Raw genomic sequence first — 14780 nt, forward strand, 5'->3', positions numbered from 1 at the left:
ATCGCCAGTAAAAAAGCCGCCTCCCGCACAGTTGGAAGACGGCTGTCATAGATAAATTCAATTACAGATGGACATCGGGATCGAGCATTTGGGCACTCACACGCATGGATGACGCCAAGTTTTGGAACGTTTCCAGGCGCAGGCCATCGATCTGCCCGGCATCGGCGGCATCGCGAACGGCGCAGCCCGGTTCGTGGGTATGCGTGCAGTCGCCAAACCGACACGCACGCGACGCCTCGACGATCTCGGGGAAGGCACGCGCCAGGCCCCGCTCGTGACCAACGAGTGGCAAACTGCGCAGGCCCGGAGCGTCGGCAATGACGCCGGCGTCGCCCGGCAGCGCCACCATCACGCGCGCGACCGTGGTATGGCGGCCTTGGTCGTCGCGCTCGCGCACGCCACCGGTAGCCAGCGCATCGTGGCCCAGCAGCGCATTGAGCAGCGTCGACTTTCCGGCCCCCGACTCACCCAGGATCATGGCGCACGTTCCCGCCGGAACACAGGCGCGCACCTCATCCAAACCACGGCCTTCGGCAGAGGACGTCACGATAACGCGCACGTCCGGGCCCACCAGACGGCGCACGCGATCCAGATCGCGCTCGAGTTCCGCGGCCTCGCAGCGGTCGGCCTTGGTAAGCACCACCACCGGCTCGGCATCGCAGTCGAGCGCCAACACCAGCGAGCGCGCCACGCGGTCGAGCAGCACTTCACCGGCGCCAAGTGCCTGCACGATCAGCACGCTATCCACGTTGGAACAAAGCACCTGACGCTCGCCGCGGGCGCGGCCACGCCAACGCTCAAAACTCGTGCGTCGCGGCAGGACGCATTCGATTACGCCCATGTCGTGCCCGGGCGCACGACGCACCGCCACACGGTCGCCCACAGCCGGCAGCAGTACCTCGTCCTCGCCGCGCGACTTGGCAAACCCCACGGCATGCTCGGCACGAAAGGTATCGTCGGCCGTCACCACCAGCGGAAACCCGCGATCCAAGCGCACCACGGCGCCCAGTTGCATCTGCTCGGGCTCCTCGGCTTGGGCGCAAAAATCGTCAAATGCCGCCTGCTGAGCCGCGGCGACCGGCAGATCGCCAAACGCCGGAACATCCTGCAGCGCATCGAGTCCCGGCACGCTCGCCAGCAGCTCCTCGGCAGACGCGGGGGCTTCGGTCGCAAGCTTCCGACGACGGTCACGCTTGGCCCGCGCCCCCGTCGTCTTTTTCTTCGCCTTAGCCCTAGCCTTGCCCACAAGCGCCTCCCAGCACCACAAATCACAACTGAGCAGGTATTTTAAATCAAAAAGAGCTGGCCGGGCAAAGCCCGACCAGCTCACACACTTTCCCTCAGCCAATGGTCCCGAGAGGCCATCCGAAGGCCCGACCGCCGAGAGGGGTTTCTTCTGAGCGATCCCGCAGCGCGAAGCGCGAGGACCAGCGAAGAAGAAACCCCGCAGGCGGTCGGGCCGGTGGGAAGGATGGCCTTTCGACCTACTCCTTCTCGACTGCGCGCATGATCGCCTTGTAGATCTCCATCAGCGGAATGATCAGGAAGGCAAGGCCCAGCGCGGCGATAACGCCCTTGAGCTCAAGCGTCACGGGGCCAAAGAACATCTCGGCAAGCGTCGGCTGCACGGTTACGATCACCGTCAGCACCAGCGCCAGCGCGGCAGAGGCCCACAGCCACTTGTTTTGCTTCTTCATCTTAAACAGCGACGTGCGGCGGCTGCGCATGTTAAAGCAGTGGAAGATCTCGACCATGTTGAGCGTGATGAAGGCCATCATCACGCCTTCCTCGTCGGCGACGCCGGCGATCATATCGGAGATGTGGATGTAGCCCATGTCAAAGTACACGCCCACAAAGAAGCTCGCCAGCACCAGCGCGGCAATGATCAAGCCCTGGACCACGCAGTCCAGACCCATATTGCCGGCAAAGACACCGTCCTTGGCGTTGCGCGGCTTGCGCCTCATGATGTCGCCCTCGGCATCCTCCATGCCCAGCGCGAGCGCGGGGAAGCAGTCGGTGACCAGGTTCACCCACAGCAGCTGCACCGGCTGGAAGATGGTAAAGCCGATGAGCGTGGCGATAAACACCGAGAACACCTCGGCAAGGTTGGCCGAAAGCAGGAACTGGATGACCTTGCGGATGTTGTCGTAGATGCGGCGACCCTCTTCGCAGGCACCGATGATGGTGGCGAAGTTGTCGTCGGCAAGCACCATGTCGGCGACGTTCTTGGTAACGTCGGTACCGGTGATGCCCATGCCAACGCCGATGTCGGCACGCTTGATGGACGGGGCGTCGTTGACGCCGTCGCCCGTCATGGCCACGATCTGGTCGCGCGACTTCCAAGCCTCGACGATACGGGTCTTGTGCTCGGGCTGGACGCGGGCGTACACGCCGTAGTCCTCGATGTGCGCGTCGAGTTCCTCGTCGCTCATGCGATCGAGGTCGGCACCGGTGATGGCATGGCTGCGATCGGTGACGATACCCAGCTGCTTGGCGATGGCCACGGCGGTGTCGATGTGGTCGCCCGTGATCATGACGGTGCGGATACCAGCATCGTGGGCCTCGCGGATGGCGTCGGCGACCTCGGGGCGGACCGGGTCAATCATGCCGGACAGGCCGCAGAAGACCAGGTCGTGCTCGAGCGCGGCGGGGCTGCAGTCGCTTGGGACCTCGGTGTAGGTGCGGCTTGCCAGCGCCAGCACGCGCAGGGCCTCGTCGGCCATGGCCTTGTTGGCGGCCACGAGCTCGGCACGACGCTCCTCGGTCAGGGGGACGACCTTATCGCCCTCGTAGATGTGGGTGCACAGGCCGATCACCACGTCGGGCGCGCCCTTGGTGTATTGCTCGTACTCGCCGTCCAGGGTCTCAACGACCACGGACATCATCTTGCGGCCCGAGTCAAACGGGGCCTCGCCCACGCGCGGGTGCTCGGCAGTCAGACCAGTGAGGCCCGCCTTTCCGGCATCGTTGACGAGCGCGCACTCGGTCGGCTCGCCGACGGCCTCACCCAGTTCCTCGTCCCACTGGGCATCGGAGCACAGCGCCATGCCTGCCAGGAACTTCTCCTTAGGCGCAGCGAGCTCGTGCTTGACGACGGTCATCTTATTTTGGGTAAGGGTACCGGTCTTGTCGGAGCAGATGGTCTGCGTGCAGCCGAGAGTCTCGACGGCAGAGAGCTTGCGGATAATTGCCTGGCGCTTGGCCATCTTGGTCACGCCAAGCGACAGCACGATGGTCACGACGGCGACCAGGCCCTCGGGGATGGCAGCGACGGCGAGCGAGACGGCGACCATAAAGGTGTCGAGCAGGGCAGTCGGGTCGGTAAGGACGTTGCCCACGCCGTGGCGGACGATGTCGACGCCAAAGATCACGACGCAGATGACGATCACCATAATGGTGAGGATACGGCTGAGCTCGGCGAGCTTCACCTGCAGCGGCGTGAGCTCTTCCTTGGCCTCGGCCAGGGCACCGGCGATCTTGCCCATCTCAGTATCCATGCCGGTGCCGACCACGACGGCGCGGCCACGGCCGTACACGACGGTGGAGCCCATGTAGCACATGTTCTTGCGGTCGCCGAGCGGCACGTCATCGGTGCCCGCGGCAAGCTCGATCACGTTGGCGTGCTTCTCGACCGGCACGGACTCGCCGGTGAGCGCGGCCTCTTCGATTTTCATCGTGGCGCTCTCGAGCACGCGGCAGTCGGCCGGGACGGAGTCGCCCGCCTCGAGCATGATCACGTCGCCGGGTACAAGCTCGGCGCTCGGCAGGTGCACGAGTTTGCCGTCGCGTAGAACCTTGGACTGCGCCGCGCTCATCTCCTGAAGGGCCTCGAGGGCCTCCTCGCTCTTGGCTTCCTGGACCACGCCCAGCACCGAGTTGACGATAACGACGAACATGATGATGGCGACATCGGCAAAGTCCGCCTCGCCCTTAACCATGCCCGTGAGCGCGCTGATAACGGCGGCAACGATCAACATGATGACCATGGGATCGGCCATCTGCTCAAAGAAACGCTTCCACAGCGGCGTCTTCTCGGCTTCCTCAAGCTTGTTAGGGCCTGTCTTGGCGAGGCGCGACGACGCCTCGTCGTTGCTCAGGCCGAGGTTCTCATCGACACCTTGGTCGCTGAGCACCTCCGCCGCGGCGGACAGGTATTCCTTTTGCATATAGAGTCCCCTCCTGGGATTCGGGCCACTCAGCAGATTGATGCCCGATCATAATTCCCAGGAGAAGGGCAAGGGCTCATCAAGGCTGCCGTGCTGAGCGGCAGTTGATAGTGGAGCTATGGTACCCCAAAGCGACGCGTCTAGCCAAAACAATCCATTTGGAAATATGGTCCGTATGTAACGATGCGGACCGTGTGATGCTCAATACTGATAAAACGTTTTTTCTTAGGCGCGTCGCCAAACTAAAATATCACCCAGATAGCAGCGGTTAGAGCGGTTGGTAAAGTTTTTTCATATACCGTTTTTCCCGTAAAAAATGAACTTCTAATTCGGCATACGGTCGATTTTTTGGGGTATTCGGTCGGTATTTCGTTATAATCAACTCAGTTTTATTTCTTAAGGTTTATCTATCAGCGCAAGACGATGTCAGATGGAGGTCTGAATGTACAAGCGCACTAAGATTGTATGCACCATGGGTCCCGCCTGCGATAGCGACGAGACCATCCGCGAGATGATCAAGGCGGGCATGAACGTCGCCCGTTTTAACTTCTCGCACGGCTCCTACGACGAGCACCACGGTCGCATCGAGCGCGTCCGTCGTATTTCCAAGGAGCTCGGTATGCCCGTCGGCATCCTGCTCGACACCAAGGGCCCCGAGGTCCGCACCGGTCTTCTGGTCGACGGCAAGAAGGTTGCCGTCAAGACCGGCGACAAGATCGTCGTCACCGCTCAGCCCACGTCCGAGGATTTCCACGGCACCGCTGAGCACATCTCCCTCGACTACCTGGCTCTGCCCTCCGAGGTTGAGAAGGGCTCCCTCATCCTGATCGATGACGGCCTGGTTGCTCTCGAGGTCGAGTCCGTCGACGGCCAGGACATGACCTGCGTCGTCAAGAACGACGGCCTGATCGGCGAGCGCAAGGGCGTCAACATGCCCAACGTCAACATCTCGCTGCCCGCCATCACCGAGCGCGATCGCCAGGACATCCTCTTTGGCCTGACCGAGAACATCGACTACATCGCCGCTTCCTTCATCCGTGACGGCGAATCTGTCCGCGGCATCCGCGAGCTTTGCCGCGAAAACGGCGGCGAGCACGTGACGATCTTCCCGAAGATCGAGTGCGCCCTGGGCGTCGAGAACTTCGATGAGATCCTCGAGGCTTCCGACGGCATCATGGTCGCCCGTGGCGACCTGGGCATCGAGATCAAGCCCGAGCTCGTTCCGCACATCCAGAAGGAGATCATCGCCAAGTGCAACGCGGCCTACAAGCCCGTTATCACCGCTACGCAGATGCTCGACTCCATGCAGCAGAACCCGCGCCCGACGCGCGCCGAGGTTGCCGACGTTGCTAACGCCATTTACGACGGTACCGACGCCGTCATGCTGTCCGGCGAGTCCGCTGCCGGTAAGTACCCGGTCGAGGCCGTCAAGATGCAGGCCAGCATCGCTCTCGAGACCGAGAAGTACCTCCCGGCTCACGCTCCGCTCGAGGTTCCGACCGATGCTCACGGCACCCGCGTCGTCAACAACGTTGTGGGTATGTCCGCTGTGAACATGGCCACCACCGTTGGCGCCAAGTGCATCACCGTGCCGACGACCACCGGCCGTACCGCTCGCCTGATCTCGCACTTCCGTCCCAACATGCCGATCTGCGCGTTCTCCCGCCACGAGTGGGCCGTCCAGCAGATGATCATGTACTGGGGCGTTATCCCGCACAAGGCCGAGATTACCCAGGGCACCGTCAACGGCACGATCGTCAAGGCGATCGAGACCGCTAAGGAGCTCGGCTACGTCGAGACCGGCGATTTGACCGTCGCTACCGCCGGCGATCCCCGTATGAGCGTCCAGCTTGAGGACAAGGTCTCCTCGACCAACGTCGCCTACGTCGCTCAGGTGCGCTAAATCGCACTTGCAAGCACATTTACATTAAAAAGGGCCCGGAGGCTTTGCCTTCCGGGCCCTTTTTCTGTGCGCCGATGCCTACCGCACGGCATGACACGCACCCATTTCTTTACCAAAAGCGCGAAATCCGCCCTCCGGGGCCCAAAAAATAAAGCCCCAAGCGCTAAAAGTGTTCGCCCGGTGGCAAACCCACACCTCACACAGGGCTGATAAATCGTTTTAGCAAGGTCTAAATCGACCACGTTTTCGGAAGTGCGGGGAAAAATTGCCTACCCCCGAGCACAAGCCCTTTTATTTCAACAAAACCCCTGATAAAGTTGGCTTAAATACCGCTTGTGGTTGACCTGTTTGTCTTTTTCCCCGCACTTCCGAAACCGATAGCTTTTCTAGCCCAAACTACGCTCAAACGATCGGATCGCTATGTCATTTCTTGCCTGCGGACCCACGGCTTTTCAGTACTATCGCATACCGCCCCAGATACTGGGACTCTATCCGGCAATCCTGCCGCCCGACCATGACCATCGCTTGGTGCATTACTCAAAACAACCAGTATTTAAAGACTTGCTCGGCACACCAGTCTGGAGATTCGTGGGCGAAAGAAAACAGCGCGCGAATCGGGAGCATTCGTAAAACAGTTTCAGTCCCGGCAGTAATGTCTGCCGGGACTGTTCTTGTATAAATTGAAGCCGTATGTATATGATTAAACAGACCGATAAACTTGAATAGGTCGAATAGATAATAATTTATGGAGGTTGTAATGGTAAGAATAGCAACTGTAAATGATGCGGAGCAATTAAACATCTTAAACAACGAATTTAATGGTGAGGGCGATACAAGCATAGACAATATTAGAAATTCCCTTATGAATAATAAACAGGAAGTTGTTATCGTTGCTGATGAAGATGATATGTTAGTTGGATTTGTTTGTGTTCAGCTTAAAAAATCGTTCTGCTATGATGAATATATGCCTGAAATTACAGAAGTGTATGTTAAACCAGCATACAGAAAAAGAGGCTTAGCGAGTGAGATGATTACTTTTGCAGAGGCTTATTGCAGTAAGAATTATCCACTTGACAAATATGAACTTCTAACAGGACAAGAAAATCTTGTTGCACAAACTGTATATAATAAACTTGGATATGTAGATGATAATGAACTTCATTTATCAAAAAGAGTGAAGAAGTAAGTCAAATTAAGATTTGTCGAACTGATACTAAGGGCGCACTTCTATACGGGTTAAACCCGTATGTGCGCTCTGCGAGACCGAACAGCTCGGCCCCCTGAATATCTGGGGTGCGTCACTGCGTTCCGTACAAGGGGATCCATCCCTTGCGCCGCTATGCGGCTATCCTTACATGAAAAAAGGCGTGATCACTTTCGTCACGCCTTTTGCCTATTTAACTGTCTTACGAACACCCCGCTAACGGAAAGCTATTTCATAGCCGTCTGCTAACCCAAGAGCCGCCTCCTGGGTCGTTTAGGCAGACTGAGCATGGATTTGATGTCACGTCGCCCGAGTTTACGCTGCTCAACCTTGCTACGCAGGTCTCACGCAACCAGTTACTCATGGCTTGCTACGAGATGTGCGGCTCCTTTGCAGTGTTCACGCCTTGTAAACGGGCTCAGCAGCAGCTCGATGAAGCAATTTCGCTTAAGCTCATTCCGCCCGACTGTGGTTGGAAACGTGTTGTCGACACCAAGGGCAATGACACCAACTTGTGGAAGCGCACGCCGCTTCTTTCCGCAGCGGATATCGCCGCGTTCGCCAAGCAGGCCGCAGGCCTGCGCGGCGTTAAACAACTGCGCTGGGCGGCCGAGCACATGACGGGACAGACCGCCTCGCCCTTCGAAGTACAGACCTCCATGCTTGTCTCGCTCCCCCGCAACGAGGGCGGCATGGGCATCAATATCGCAAACAACGTGCGCATCCCACTCAGCGACGCCGCGCGCTCACTGTATGACAAAACCTGCTGCTACGCCGATATCCTCATAGAGAGCAGCACCGACAGCATGGGCGTCATTCTGGAATGCCAAGGCCGCTCCGCCCATGACAGCGAAGCCGCGAGCCTCTCCGATGCCGAGCGCACCACCGCCCTCACAAGCATGGGCTATGACGTTATCCAGATAACCTATGATCAAATCAAGGACACGAAGAGCTTTAACAGCATCGCCGAGCTAATTCATAAAAAGGCGGGGCTCCCTTACGTTCCAAAATCTAAGCTGGAACTCACTGCCGCAGAAACCCTTCGGCGGGAGCTATTGGTCGATTGGGATGAACTGTTCACCGTTACGTCTGCCGGCTAGCAGCTAGCGATCAGAGGGACTGCGGGGACGTCAGAAGCGGCAACGCGGGCGGCAAAACCCGCCTCGGTTAGCTCGACGACCTCGGTAAACGTTGCGTCAAAGAACTCTTCGGTCAGCAGACGGTACGGCGGATGATCCGGATCGCCGGGGTTTTCGCGCACAATCTCGTGCATAACGCCAATGGTCTTGAGCACATACTCTTGTGGAATCGAATACTGACCAAACTGGGCCGCCGCGGTATAGAGGCGATCGGTCGCACGCGGGATAGAAACGATGCCGAGCGTCTTGCCAAACCAGTCAAAGTCTCCCTGCTTCTTAATGCGGAACTCCTCGCACGGCTTGCCGCCTCGCGCCTCGAGATATTGGTTCACGCGCGTGTTCCACACGGTATCGGCCACCAGATGCGACCAAACGCCCAGCGTCAAATCGAGCAGCGACTGCGCCACGTCATCGGGCGCGAGCGAAAACTCGGCGGCGCCGGGGCCGTCAACCGGCTCGGCGTCTTTGTAGCGCTGCGGATAGTGCACCCGATTGAGCCTTTCACGCTCTTCGACAATCGAGGTCGCTGCAGCCGGCGCACCCGTCGGCGCACCTTTAAGCAAAGGCGCCACATAGGTGTCCCAAAACTCATGCTCGCGTGGCTTAGGAATGGGCTCGGGCTTGGCAAAGTGCGTGATGCGATACGGGATGGGGTCGGCAATACCGGGAACCATGTACCCCACAAAAATGTCCGGAACCACGCTGCCAAACAAAAAGGCATTGCGGTCGCGCACGTTATCGGCAAGCGCGCCGGCACGCGCCAGAAGTCGTTCCGTCTGAGCGATATGAATATTCCAGCTTGGCATAGCTACCCCCGTAAAAACCCGGATAACTATACCATTCGCAGCAAGTCACGTGCGCGGCCGCAACCCCACTATGCGGCAACTATTCTGCTGCACCGTTTTCGGTTCCATATGATGGCACGGGAGCCCCGACCACGTGGTGATATCGATCGATATAAATCGCACGGGCCCCAAGACGTCGTACTAAATCCTGATGATGCGTGCTCATCAAGACCGTCTTACCGGCAGCAACATAAGCCAGTAGAAAGTTGACCACGATGTCGCAAGAGTCCTCGTCAAGTCCGTTGGTAGGCTCGTCGAGCACCAGAATATCGGGGTTCATCGACACGACGGCAGCCAGCGCCACACGCTTCTTTTGCCCACCCGAAAGCTGATAGGGCGAAGCATCGACCAGATCGGCAACCTGAAACAGCTCCATGGCATCACGGACGCGGCGCCCGAGCTCGTCCGCCGAAAGCCCCATTTGAGCCGGGCCAAACGCGACCTCCTCGCCGACCGTGGCGCAAAAGATCTGTGCATCGGCGTTTTGGAACACGAAGCCCACGCGCTGATGGAACCGCTGGGTCGTCGCGGAATCCTTGAGATATGCCGCATCGACCACATGTCCATCAAACAGGTACGTACCCGCATCCGCAAGCTCAAGGCCGTTGATAAGCCGCATGATCGTCGTCTTGCCGCAGCCGTTGGGTCCAACCAGCGCAACCAGCTCACCGCGATTAACCTGCAGCGACACGCCATCGACCACCGTATGGCCCGCATAGGAAAACACCACGTCGCGAAACTCGATGAGCGGCGTGGCCTTGGCGCCGGCAGCACCGCTCGCACCCATCGCACCATTTGTATCGTTTGCCAAAACGTCGCCCTTCCCTATTCACATCGACGGCTTGACCGCCCGCGCTACAGCACCGCGCACAACACGGCGAGCAGCACCACAACAGCCGCATAGACCGCGTCGCGCCAGCCAAAGCCGTTCCGTGCAGGCGCCGGATATGCGCCGGCAAAACCGCGGCAAAGCATAGCCTCGTCCATCGCGCGGCTGCATTCCATCGCCTTGATAAAGGTCATGCCCATGATACCCGCGATCGAATCGGTACGCGAAAATCCTGCAGGCGCGCGGCCCACACTGCGCAGCATGACCGATTCGCACAGGTCGTGCGCCGTGCGACCCAGCACCTCGATGTGTTTGAGCGCCATATCAAACGTAAAGATAACCTCGTCGGGCAGGTGCAGCATCTTAAGCGCCGCCGACATGCGACTCCAGGTAAGCGTCCACGAAACGCCCAGCACCAATGACACATTAACAAAGGTCTTGAGCGCAATCTTGAGCATGGCGCCCGTGGCAGAAGCACCCAGCAGCAGGGCAGGAAGCGCCAAAACCACGGCAAACCCCGCGGCAGCCAACGCCGGCACAAAGGTCGCGCGCAGCCCGCGTACGGGGCGCACCGCAACGAGCACCAACGCGATCGCTGTCATCAGCATCAAGTACAGCGGGCTCTGCGTCAGGCATACGCACAGGACGCAGACGAACATCCCCACCAAACGCACTGGCGCCGAAACGGAAGAAAGGGCGCGGTCGATAATCGACCCGCCCTTATGTGCGCCGCCGCCTAGACGAACCCGCTCAAGCAGGCTCGCCAGATGCAGGACATTCTTTTGCATCACACGATGCCGAGCCCCCACGGGCTCGTATCGCTGCTCGACCGCAAGCCAGCTAGGCAGCTCGACCGTCGCCATGGGCTCCGCTTTCCTTGACCGTTAGCGAGACCAGACGGAATGCGATGGTGAGCACCGCCACGCCAATCACGCCCGAAAGAATATACATCGCGGCCTGGCCGGCAAAGCCAAGGCCCTGCTCCTCGGAATAGGCCTGCAGATAATCGCCCGTGGGCAGGGCATCGGCAAAGGTCGGGGTATCGAGACCGACCGAAGTCTGCAGACTGTCGTCACCAGCCTCCTGAACGGCGGTCGCGGCGCCCTCAGCGTCCCACTCGCCCCAGGCGTCACCCGTGGCAAGCAAGCCGAGCGGCGTGGCCACGACAAGCACGGCGACCAGGATGAGCGTGGGGACCAGTGAGGTCTTCTTGGCGGCAGCGCTCTCGGCAGCAAGCTGGCCATCGGCGGCCTCGGGCCCGACGATAACGCTCGGCGCCGTCTTCTTAATGAAACCGTAGATGGCGGCCGTCGCCACGCCCTCGACCACGCCGGCTACCAACATGTGCGGGATCATCATGGCCGGAATGGCAATAGAGAGCGGGAAGGGGCAGTACAGCGGAGCTCCCGAAGCGTTGGTAAAGAACATCGGCTGAATACCAAACTCGATCGCCGTGCACAGGGCCGCCAGGCACAGGCCGACCCAACCGCTTACGACGGCCGAAACCGAGGTGCCCCAGCTCTTGTCGTGCAAACGGCTGTTGAGCGCACGGAACACGATAGCGGCGGCAAACGGCAGCACGAAGGCCATGTTAAAGCAGTTGGCGCCAAAGGACAGGATGCCGCCGTCGCCAAACAGCAGCGCCTGCAGCGCCAGCGCGACCGAAACCGCGATGGCCGCGGCCTCCGGGCCCAGCAGCAGCGCGATGAGCGCGCCGCCGACGGCGTGACCCGTGGTACCGCCGGGCAGCGGCACATTGAACATCATGAGCAAGAAAGAGAATGCGGCGCAGATACCCAGAAACGCCATGTGCTCGCGATCGAGCGTGGCGCGCACCTTTTTGATGCAGTGAACCCACACGGGCACCATCGCCACTGCCATGACGGCATCGGTCTGCGGGGACAGATAATTATCTGGAATGTGCATGTACGCCTCCCGGTTATCGGCGCACAGAATTACAACGCCGCTTAAATCACCTTGCCAGTGTTACGTATTGTCAGATTCGTAACACGCCACGGGCTATCATAGCAAAACGGCGCACTGCCGACAAAGCAGCACGCCGTTATGTAATGCGCGTGTCATATATGCAGGCTCAGCAGTGCCTTATACCGAGGATAGCAGCCACGTAAGGCTCGGCAGCAGCCACCGCTGACCCATACCCCAGTGCAGGGCCTAGCCGCGGACCTCGCCGTTTACGCCCTTGCACACCTTGGTGACGATCTTCTGGTGCGCTTTTTCGACCTCTTCGCTGGTAAGCGTGTGGTCGTCGGAGCGATACGTAAGCGCAAAGGCCATGGACTTCTTGCCCACGCCCACGCGGACCGGATCGCGGTAGACGTCGAACAGACGCACACCCTCGAGCAGCTTGCCACCGGCGCTGGTAATGCGGCGCTCAAGGTCCTCGCAAGTCACGGAGTTGTCGACCACGATAGCAAGATCGTGCTCAACAGCCGGGTACTGCGAGAACTCGCGGTAGTTCTCCTGGTTGCGGGCGCCCTTGATCAGCTTGTCCAGGTCGAGCTCAAAGGCAACGACGACCTCGTCGATGCCCATGGCTTCGCGCGCCTCGGGGTGGATCTCGCCGACCCAGCCCAGCACGGTGCCGCCAGACAGAACCTCGGCGGCACGGCCCGGCTGCAAGAAGGCATAGCCCTCGCCCTCGACGGGACGGAAGCGAACCTTCTCGATGCGCAGCTGGGCGAGCAGCTCCTCGACGATGCCCTTGCCAAAGAAGAAACGCAGCTTGCGGTACTTCATGTTCCAAGACTGCTCGCTCCACTGGCCCGAGAGCACGCCCGCCACGGACTTGGTCTCCTTGGGCAGGCTGGCGTTCTCGCGGCCGTGGAACAGGCTGCCGACCTCGTACAGGTGCACGTTGGGCGTGCCATGGGCCTCGTTATACGCCACAGACTGCAGCAGGCCCGGCAGCAGCGAGCGGCGCATCTCGGTCTGCTCGGCCACCAGCGGGTTCATAAGTACCACGGGGCAGCCGCGGCCCTCGGTGGACATGCCGATCTTCTCCAGGTCGCCCGGCGCGGCAAAGCCAAAGGTCGTGGTCTCGTTGAGGCCGCAGGCGCGCAGGATCTCGCCGACCTTGCGGGTAAGCTTCTGCTCGCGGGTCAGGCCGCCGATGTGGTTCTTGGCAGCCGGGATGGTCGCCGTCACGCGGCCCATGCCCCACAGGCGCAGGACCTCCTCGATCAGGTCGATTTCGCGCGGCAGGTCGGGGCGGAAGCTCGGCGGGGTAACCATAAAGTCCTCGCCGTCGCTCTCGACGGTGCAGCCCAGACGGGTGAGCGAGCGCTCGATAAAATCGGGCTCGATGTCGGCGCCGCAGATGGCGTGCACGCGGGCCAGGCGCAGCTTAATGCTGTCGATGGTCTTGGGCGCGGGGAACACATCTACGTAGCCGGGAGCGACCTCGCCGCCGGCGATCTCCTCGATGAGCGCGCAGGCAACATTGGCCACATCCACGCAGCCGGTCTCATCGACCTGGCGCTCAAAGCGGATGGAGGCGTCGGAGATCAGCGACAGATCGCGGCTGGTGTGCGAGGTGCGACCGGCGTCGAAGCAGGCGCTCTCGACCATCACGTCGACGGTGTCGTCCTCGATCTCGGAATCCATGCCGCCCATAACGCCGGCCAGCGCCACGGGGCGCTCGCCGTCGGTGATAAGGCCCATGCCGGCGTCGAGCGTGCGCTCCTCGCCGTCGAGCGTCGTGAACTTCTCATCCTGCTGGGCGGCGCGAACCACCACGCGGCGCCTGCCATCGCGCTCGGCAAAGGTGTCCAGGTCAAAAGCGTGCAGCGGCTGACCGGTGAGCATCATCACATAGTTGGTGATGTCGACGATGTTGTTGTGCGGGCGCACGCCCAGGGCGTTAAGGCGCTTGACCATCCAGTCGGGCGACGGGCCGACCTTCACGTTGCGCACGATGCGGGCGACATAGCGGTCGCACAGGCCCTCGTCGGCGATCTCGACCGAAAGCTCGTCGTCGGTCGCGCGGCCGGTCTCCGCCTTGATGGCGGGCAGCTCAACGTGGAAGTCGCGATCGAAAATGGCACCGGTCTCACGGGCCATGCCGATCATGGACAGGCAGTCGGGGCGGTTGGGCGTGATCTCGCAGTCGAGCACGGTATCACTCGAGCCCACATACTCGGCAAACGGCATGCCGCAGGGCGTATCCTCGGGCAGGATCATGATGCCGGAGTGGTCGCCGCCCAGGCCGAGCTCGCGCGCGGAGCAGTTCATGCCCATGGACACGACGCCGCGAAGCTTGCTCTTCTTGATCTTGACGTCACCGGGAAGCACGGCGCCGATCATTGCCGTGACGATGTGGTCGCCGGCCTCAAAGTTCTGAGCACCGCAGACGATCTGCAGCGGAGCGGGGTTGCCGTCGGCGTCGAGGTTCTTGTCACCCACGTCGACCGAGCACACATACATATGGTCGCTATCGGGGTGCGGGGTCTTGGTGAGCACCTTGGCGGTCACCACGTGGTCGAAAGACTCGCCCACGGTGTCGATCGCCTCGACCTCGGTGCCGGTACGGATATATTCGTCCGAAAGGGTCTTGGGATCCTCCGGAATATCGATCATGGTCTTGAGCCAGTCGTAAGAAACACGCATCTAACTGGTCTCCTTTCATCTGTAACGTCTGCAATAAACAGACGGAAAACTCCAGCTACGGAGACGGG

At 60.4% G+C, this 14780-nt stretch carries 10 protein-coding genes; 3 read left to right on the forward strand and 7 right to left on the reverse strand.

All coding sequences use genetic code 11. From position 1 onward, the window contains the following. Positions 1 to 61: 61 nt before the first annotated feature. Positions 62 to 1015: a ribosome small subunit-dependent GTPase A gene (gene rsgA, locus ACTQ05_RS00140; RefSeq protein WP_441015710.1), complete on the reverse strand. Its 954-nt coding sequence runs from the start codon at positions 1013 to 1015 to the stop codon at positions 62 to 64. A 469-nt stretch (positions 1016 to 1484) separates the two neighbouring features. After that, entirely contained in the window at positions 1485 to 4166 is a 2682-nt protein-coding gene (locus ACTQ05_RS00145; RefSeq protein ID WP_441064138.1) for a cation-translocating P-type ATPase, read from the reverse strand. Positions 4167 to 4608: 442 nt separating this feature from the next. On the opposite strand from ACTQ05_RS00145, the gene pyk reads away from it, so the two are divergent. The 3 genes from pyk (at position 4609) to ACTQ05_RS00160 (ending at position 8373) form a co-directional block, all read left to right on the forward strand. Further along, positions 4609 to 6069 carry a pyruvate kinase gene (pyk, locus tag ACTQ05_RS00150; RefSeq protein ID WP_427793920.1) on the forward strand — a complete coding sequence of 487 codons (1461 nt, stop codon included), beginning with the start codon at positions 4609 to 4611 and terminating at the stop codon, positions 6067 to 6069. Positions 6070 to 6814: 745 nt separating this feature from the next. Continuing rightward, entirely contained in the window at positions 6815 to 7255 is a 441-nt protein-coding gene (locus tag ACTQ05_RS00155) for a GNAT family N-acetyltransferase (protein ID WP_079268190.1), read from the forward strand. Between the two features lie 380 nt (positions 7256 to 7635). Beyond that, a complete protein-coding gene (locus ACTQ05_RS00160; protein WP_441063984.1) occupies positions 7636 to 8373 on the forward strand; it encodes a hypothetical protein in 738 nt (245 codons plus the stop codon). Here the strand turns inward: ACTQ05_RS00160 and ACTQ05_RS00165 are convergent. From ACTQ05_RS00165 to pheT, 5 genes are all read right to left on the reverse strand, one after another. Next, positions 8370 to 9218: a hypothetical protein gene (locus tag ACTQ05_RS00165; protein ID WP_441063983.1), complete on the reverse strand. Its 849-nt coding sequence runs from the start codon at positions 9216 to 9218 to the stop codon at positions 8370 to 8372. The genes ACTQ05_RS00160 and ACTQ05_RS00165 overlap by 4 nt on opposite strands. Before the next feature lie 79 nt (positions 9219 to 9297). Further along, positions 9298 to 10068 (reverse strand): energy-coupling factor ABC transporter ATP-binding protein, encoded by a 771-nt coding sequence (locus ACTQ05_RS00170; protein WP_441063981.1) that lies wholly within the window; start codon positions 10066 to 10068, stop codon positions 9298 to 9300. Between the two features lie 44 nt (positions 10069 to 10112). Beyond that, positions 10113 to 10949 (reverse strand): energy-coupling factor transporter transmembrane component T family protein, encoded by an 837-nt coding sequence (locus tag ACTQ05_RS00175; protein WP_441063980.1) that lies wholly within the window; start codon positions 10947 to 10949, stop codon positions 10113 to 10115. Next, positions 10927 to 12012: a cobalt transporter CbiM gene (gene cbiM, locus ACTQ05_RS00180; RefSeq protein WP_441063979.1), complete on the reverse strand. Its 1086-nt coding sequence runs from the start codon at positions 12010 to 12012 to the stop codon at positions 10927 to 10929. The genes ACTQ05_RS00175 and cbiM overlap by 23 nt, the downstream gene beginning before the upstream one ends. 246 nt (positions 12013 to 12258) lie before the next feature. Next, positions 12259 to 14712 (reverse strand): phenylalanine--tRNA ligase subunit beta, encoded by a 2454-nt coding sequence (gene pheT, locus ACTQ05_RS00185; protein ID WP_441063977.1) that lies wholly within the window; start codon positions 14710 to 14712, stop codon positions 12259 to 12261. Positions 14713 to 14780 lie beyond the last annotated feature (68 nt).

It is taken from the genome of Collinsella sp. LCP21S3_A9 (assembly GCF_052118785.1).
Lineage (GTDB): Bacteria > Actinomycetota > Coriobacteriia > Coriobacteriales > Coriobacteriaceae > Collinsella.

Excerpts from the sequence above, each read along its gene's own strand:
- ACTQ05_RS00155 (WP_079268190.1), top strand. The coding sequence starts at position 6,815 with ATGGAGGTTGTAATGGTAAGAATAGCAACTGTAAATGATGCGGAGCAA.
- rsgA (WP_441015710.1), bottom strand. The coding sequence starts at position 1,015 with ATGCAACTGGGCGCCGTGGTGCGCTTGGATCGCGGGTTTCCGCTGGTG.
- pyk (WP_427793920.1), top strand. The coding sequence starts at position 4,609 with ATGTACAAGCGCACTAAGATTGTATGCACCATGGGTCCCGCCTGCGAT.
- cbiM (WP_441063979.1), bottom strand. The coding sequence starts at position 12,012 with ATGCACATTCCAGATAATTATCTGTCCCCGCAGACCGATGCCGTCATG.
- ACTQ05_RS00165 (WP_441063983.1), bottom strand. The coding sequence starts at position 9,218 with ATGCCAAGCTGGAATATTCATATCGCTCAGACGGAACGACTTCTGGCG.
- ACTQ05_RS00175 (WP_441063980.1), bottom strand. The coding sequence starts at position 10,949 with ATGGCGACGGTCGAGCTGCCTAGCTGGCTTGCGGTCGAGCAGCGATAC.
- pheT (WP_441063977.1), bottom strand. The coding sequence starts at position 14,712 with ATGCGTGTTTCTTACGACTGGCTCAAGACCATGATCGATATTCCGGAG.
- ACTQ05_RS00160 (WP_441063984.1), top strand. The coding sequence starts at position 7,636 with ATGGCTTGCTACGAGATGTGCGGCTCCTTTGCAGTGTTCACGCCTTGT.
- ACTQ05_RS00145 (WP_441064138.1), bottom strand. The coding sequence starts at position 4,166 with ATGCAAAAGGAATACCTGTCCGCCGCGGCGGAGGTGCTCAGCGACCAA.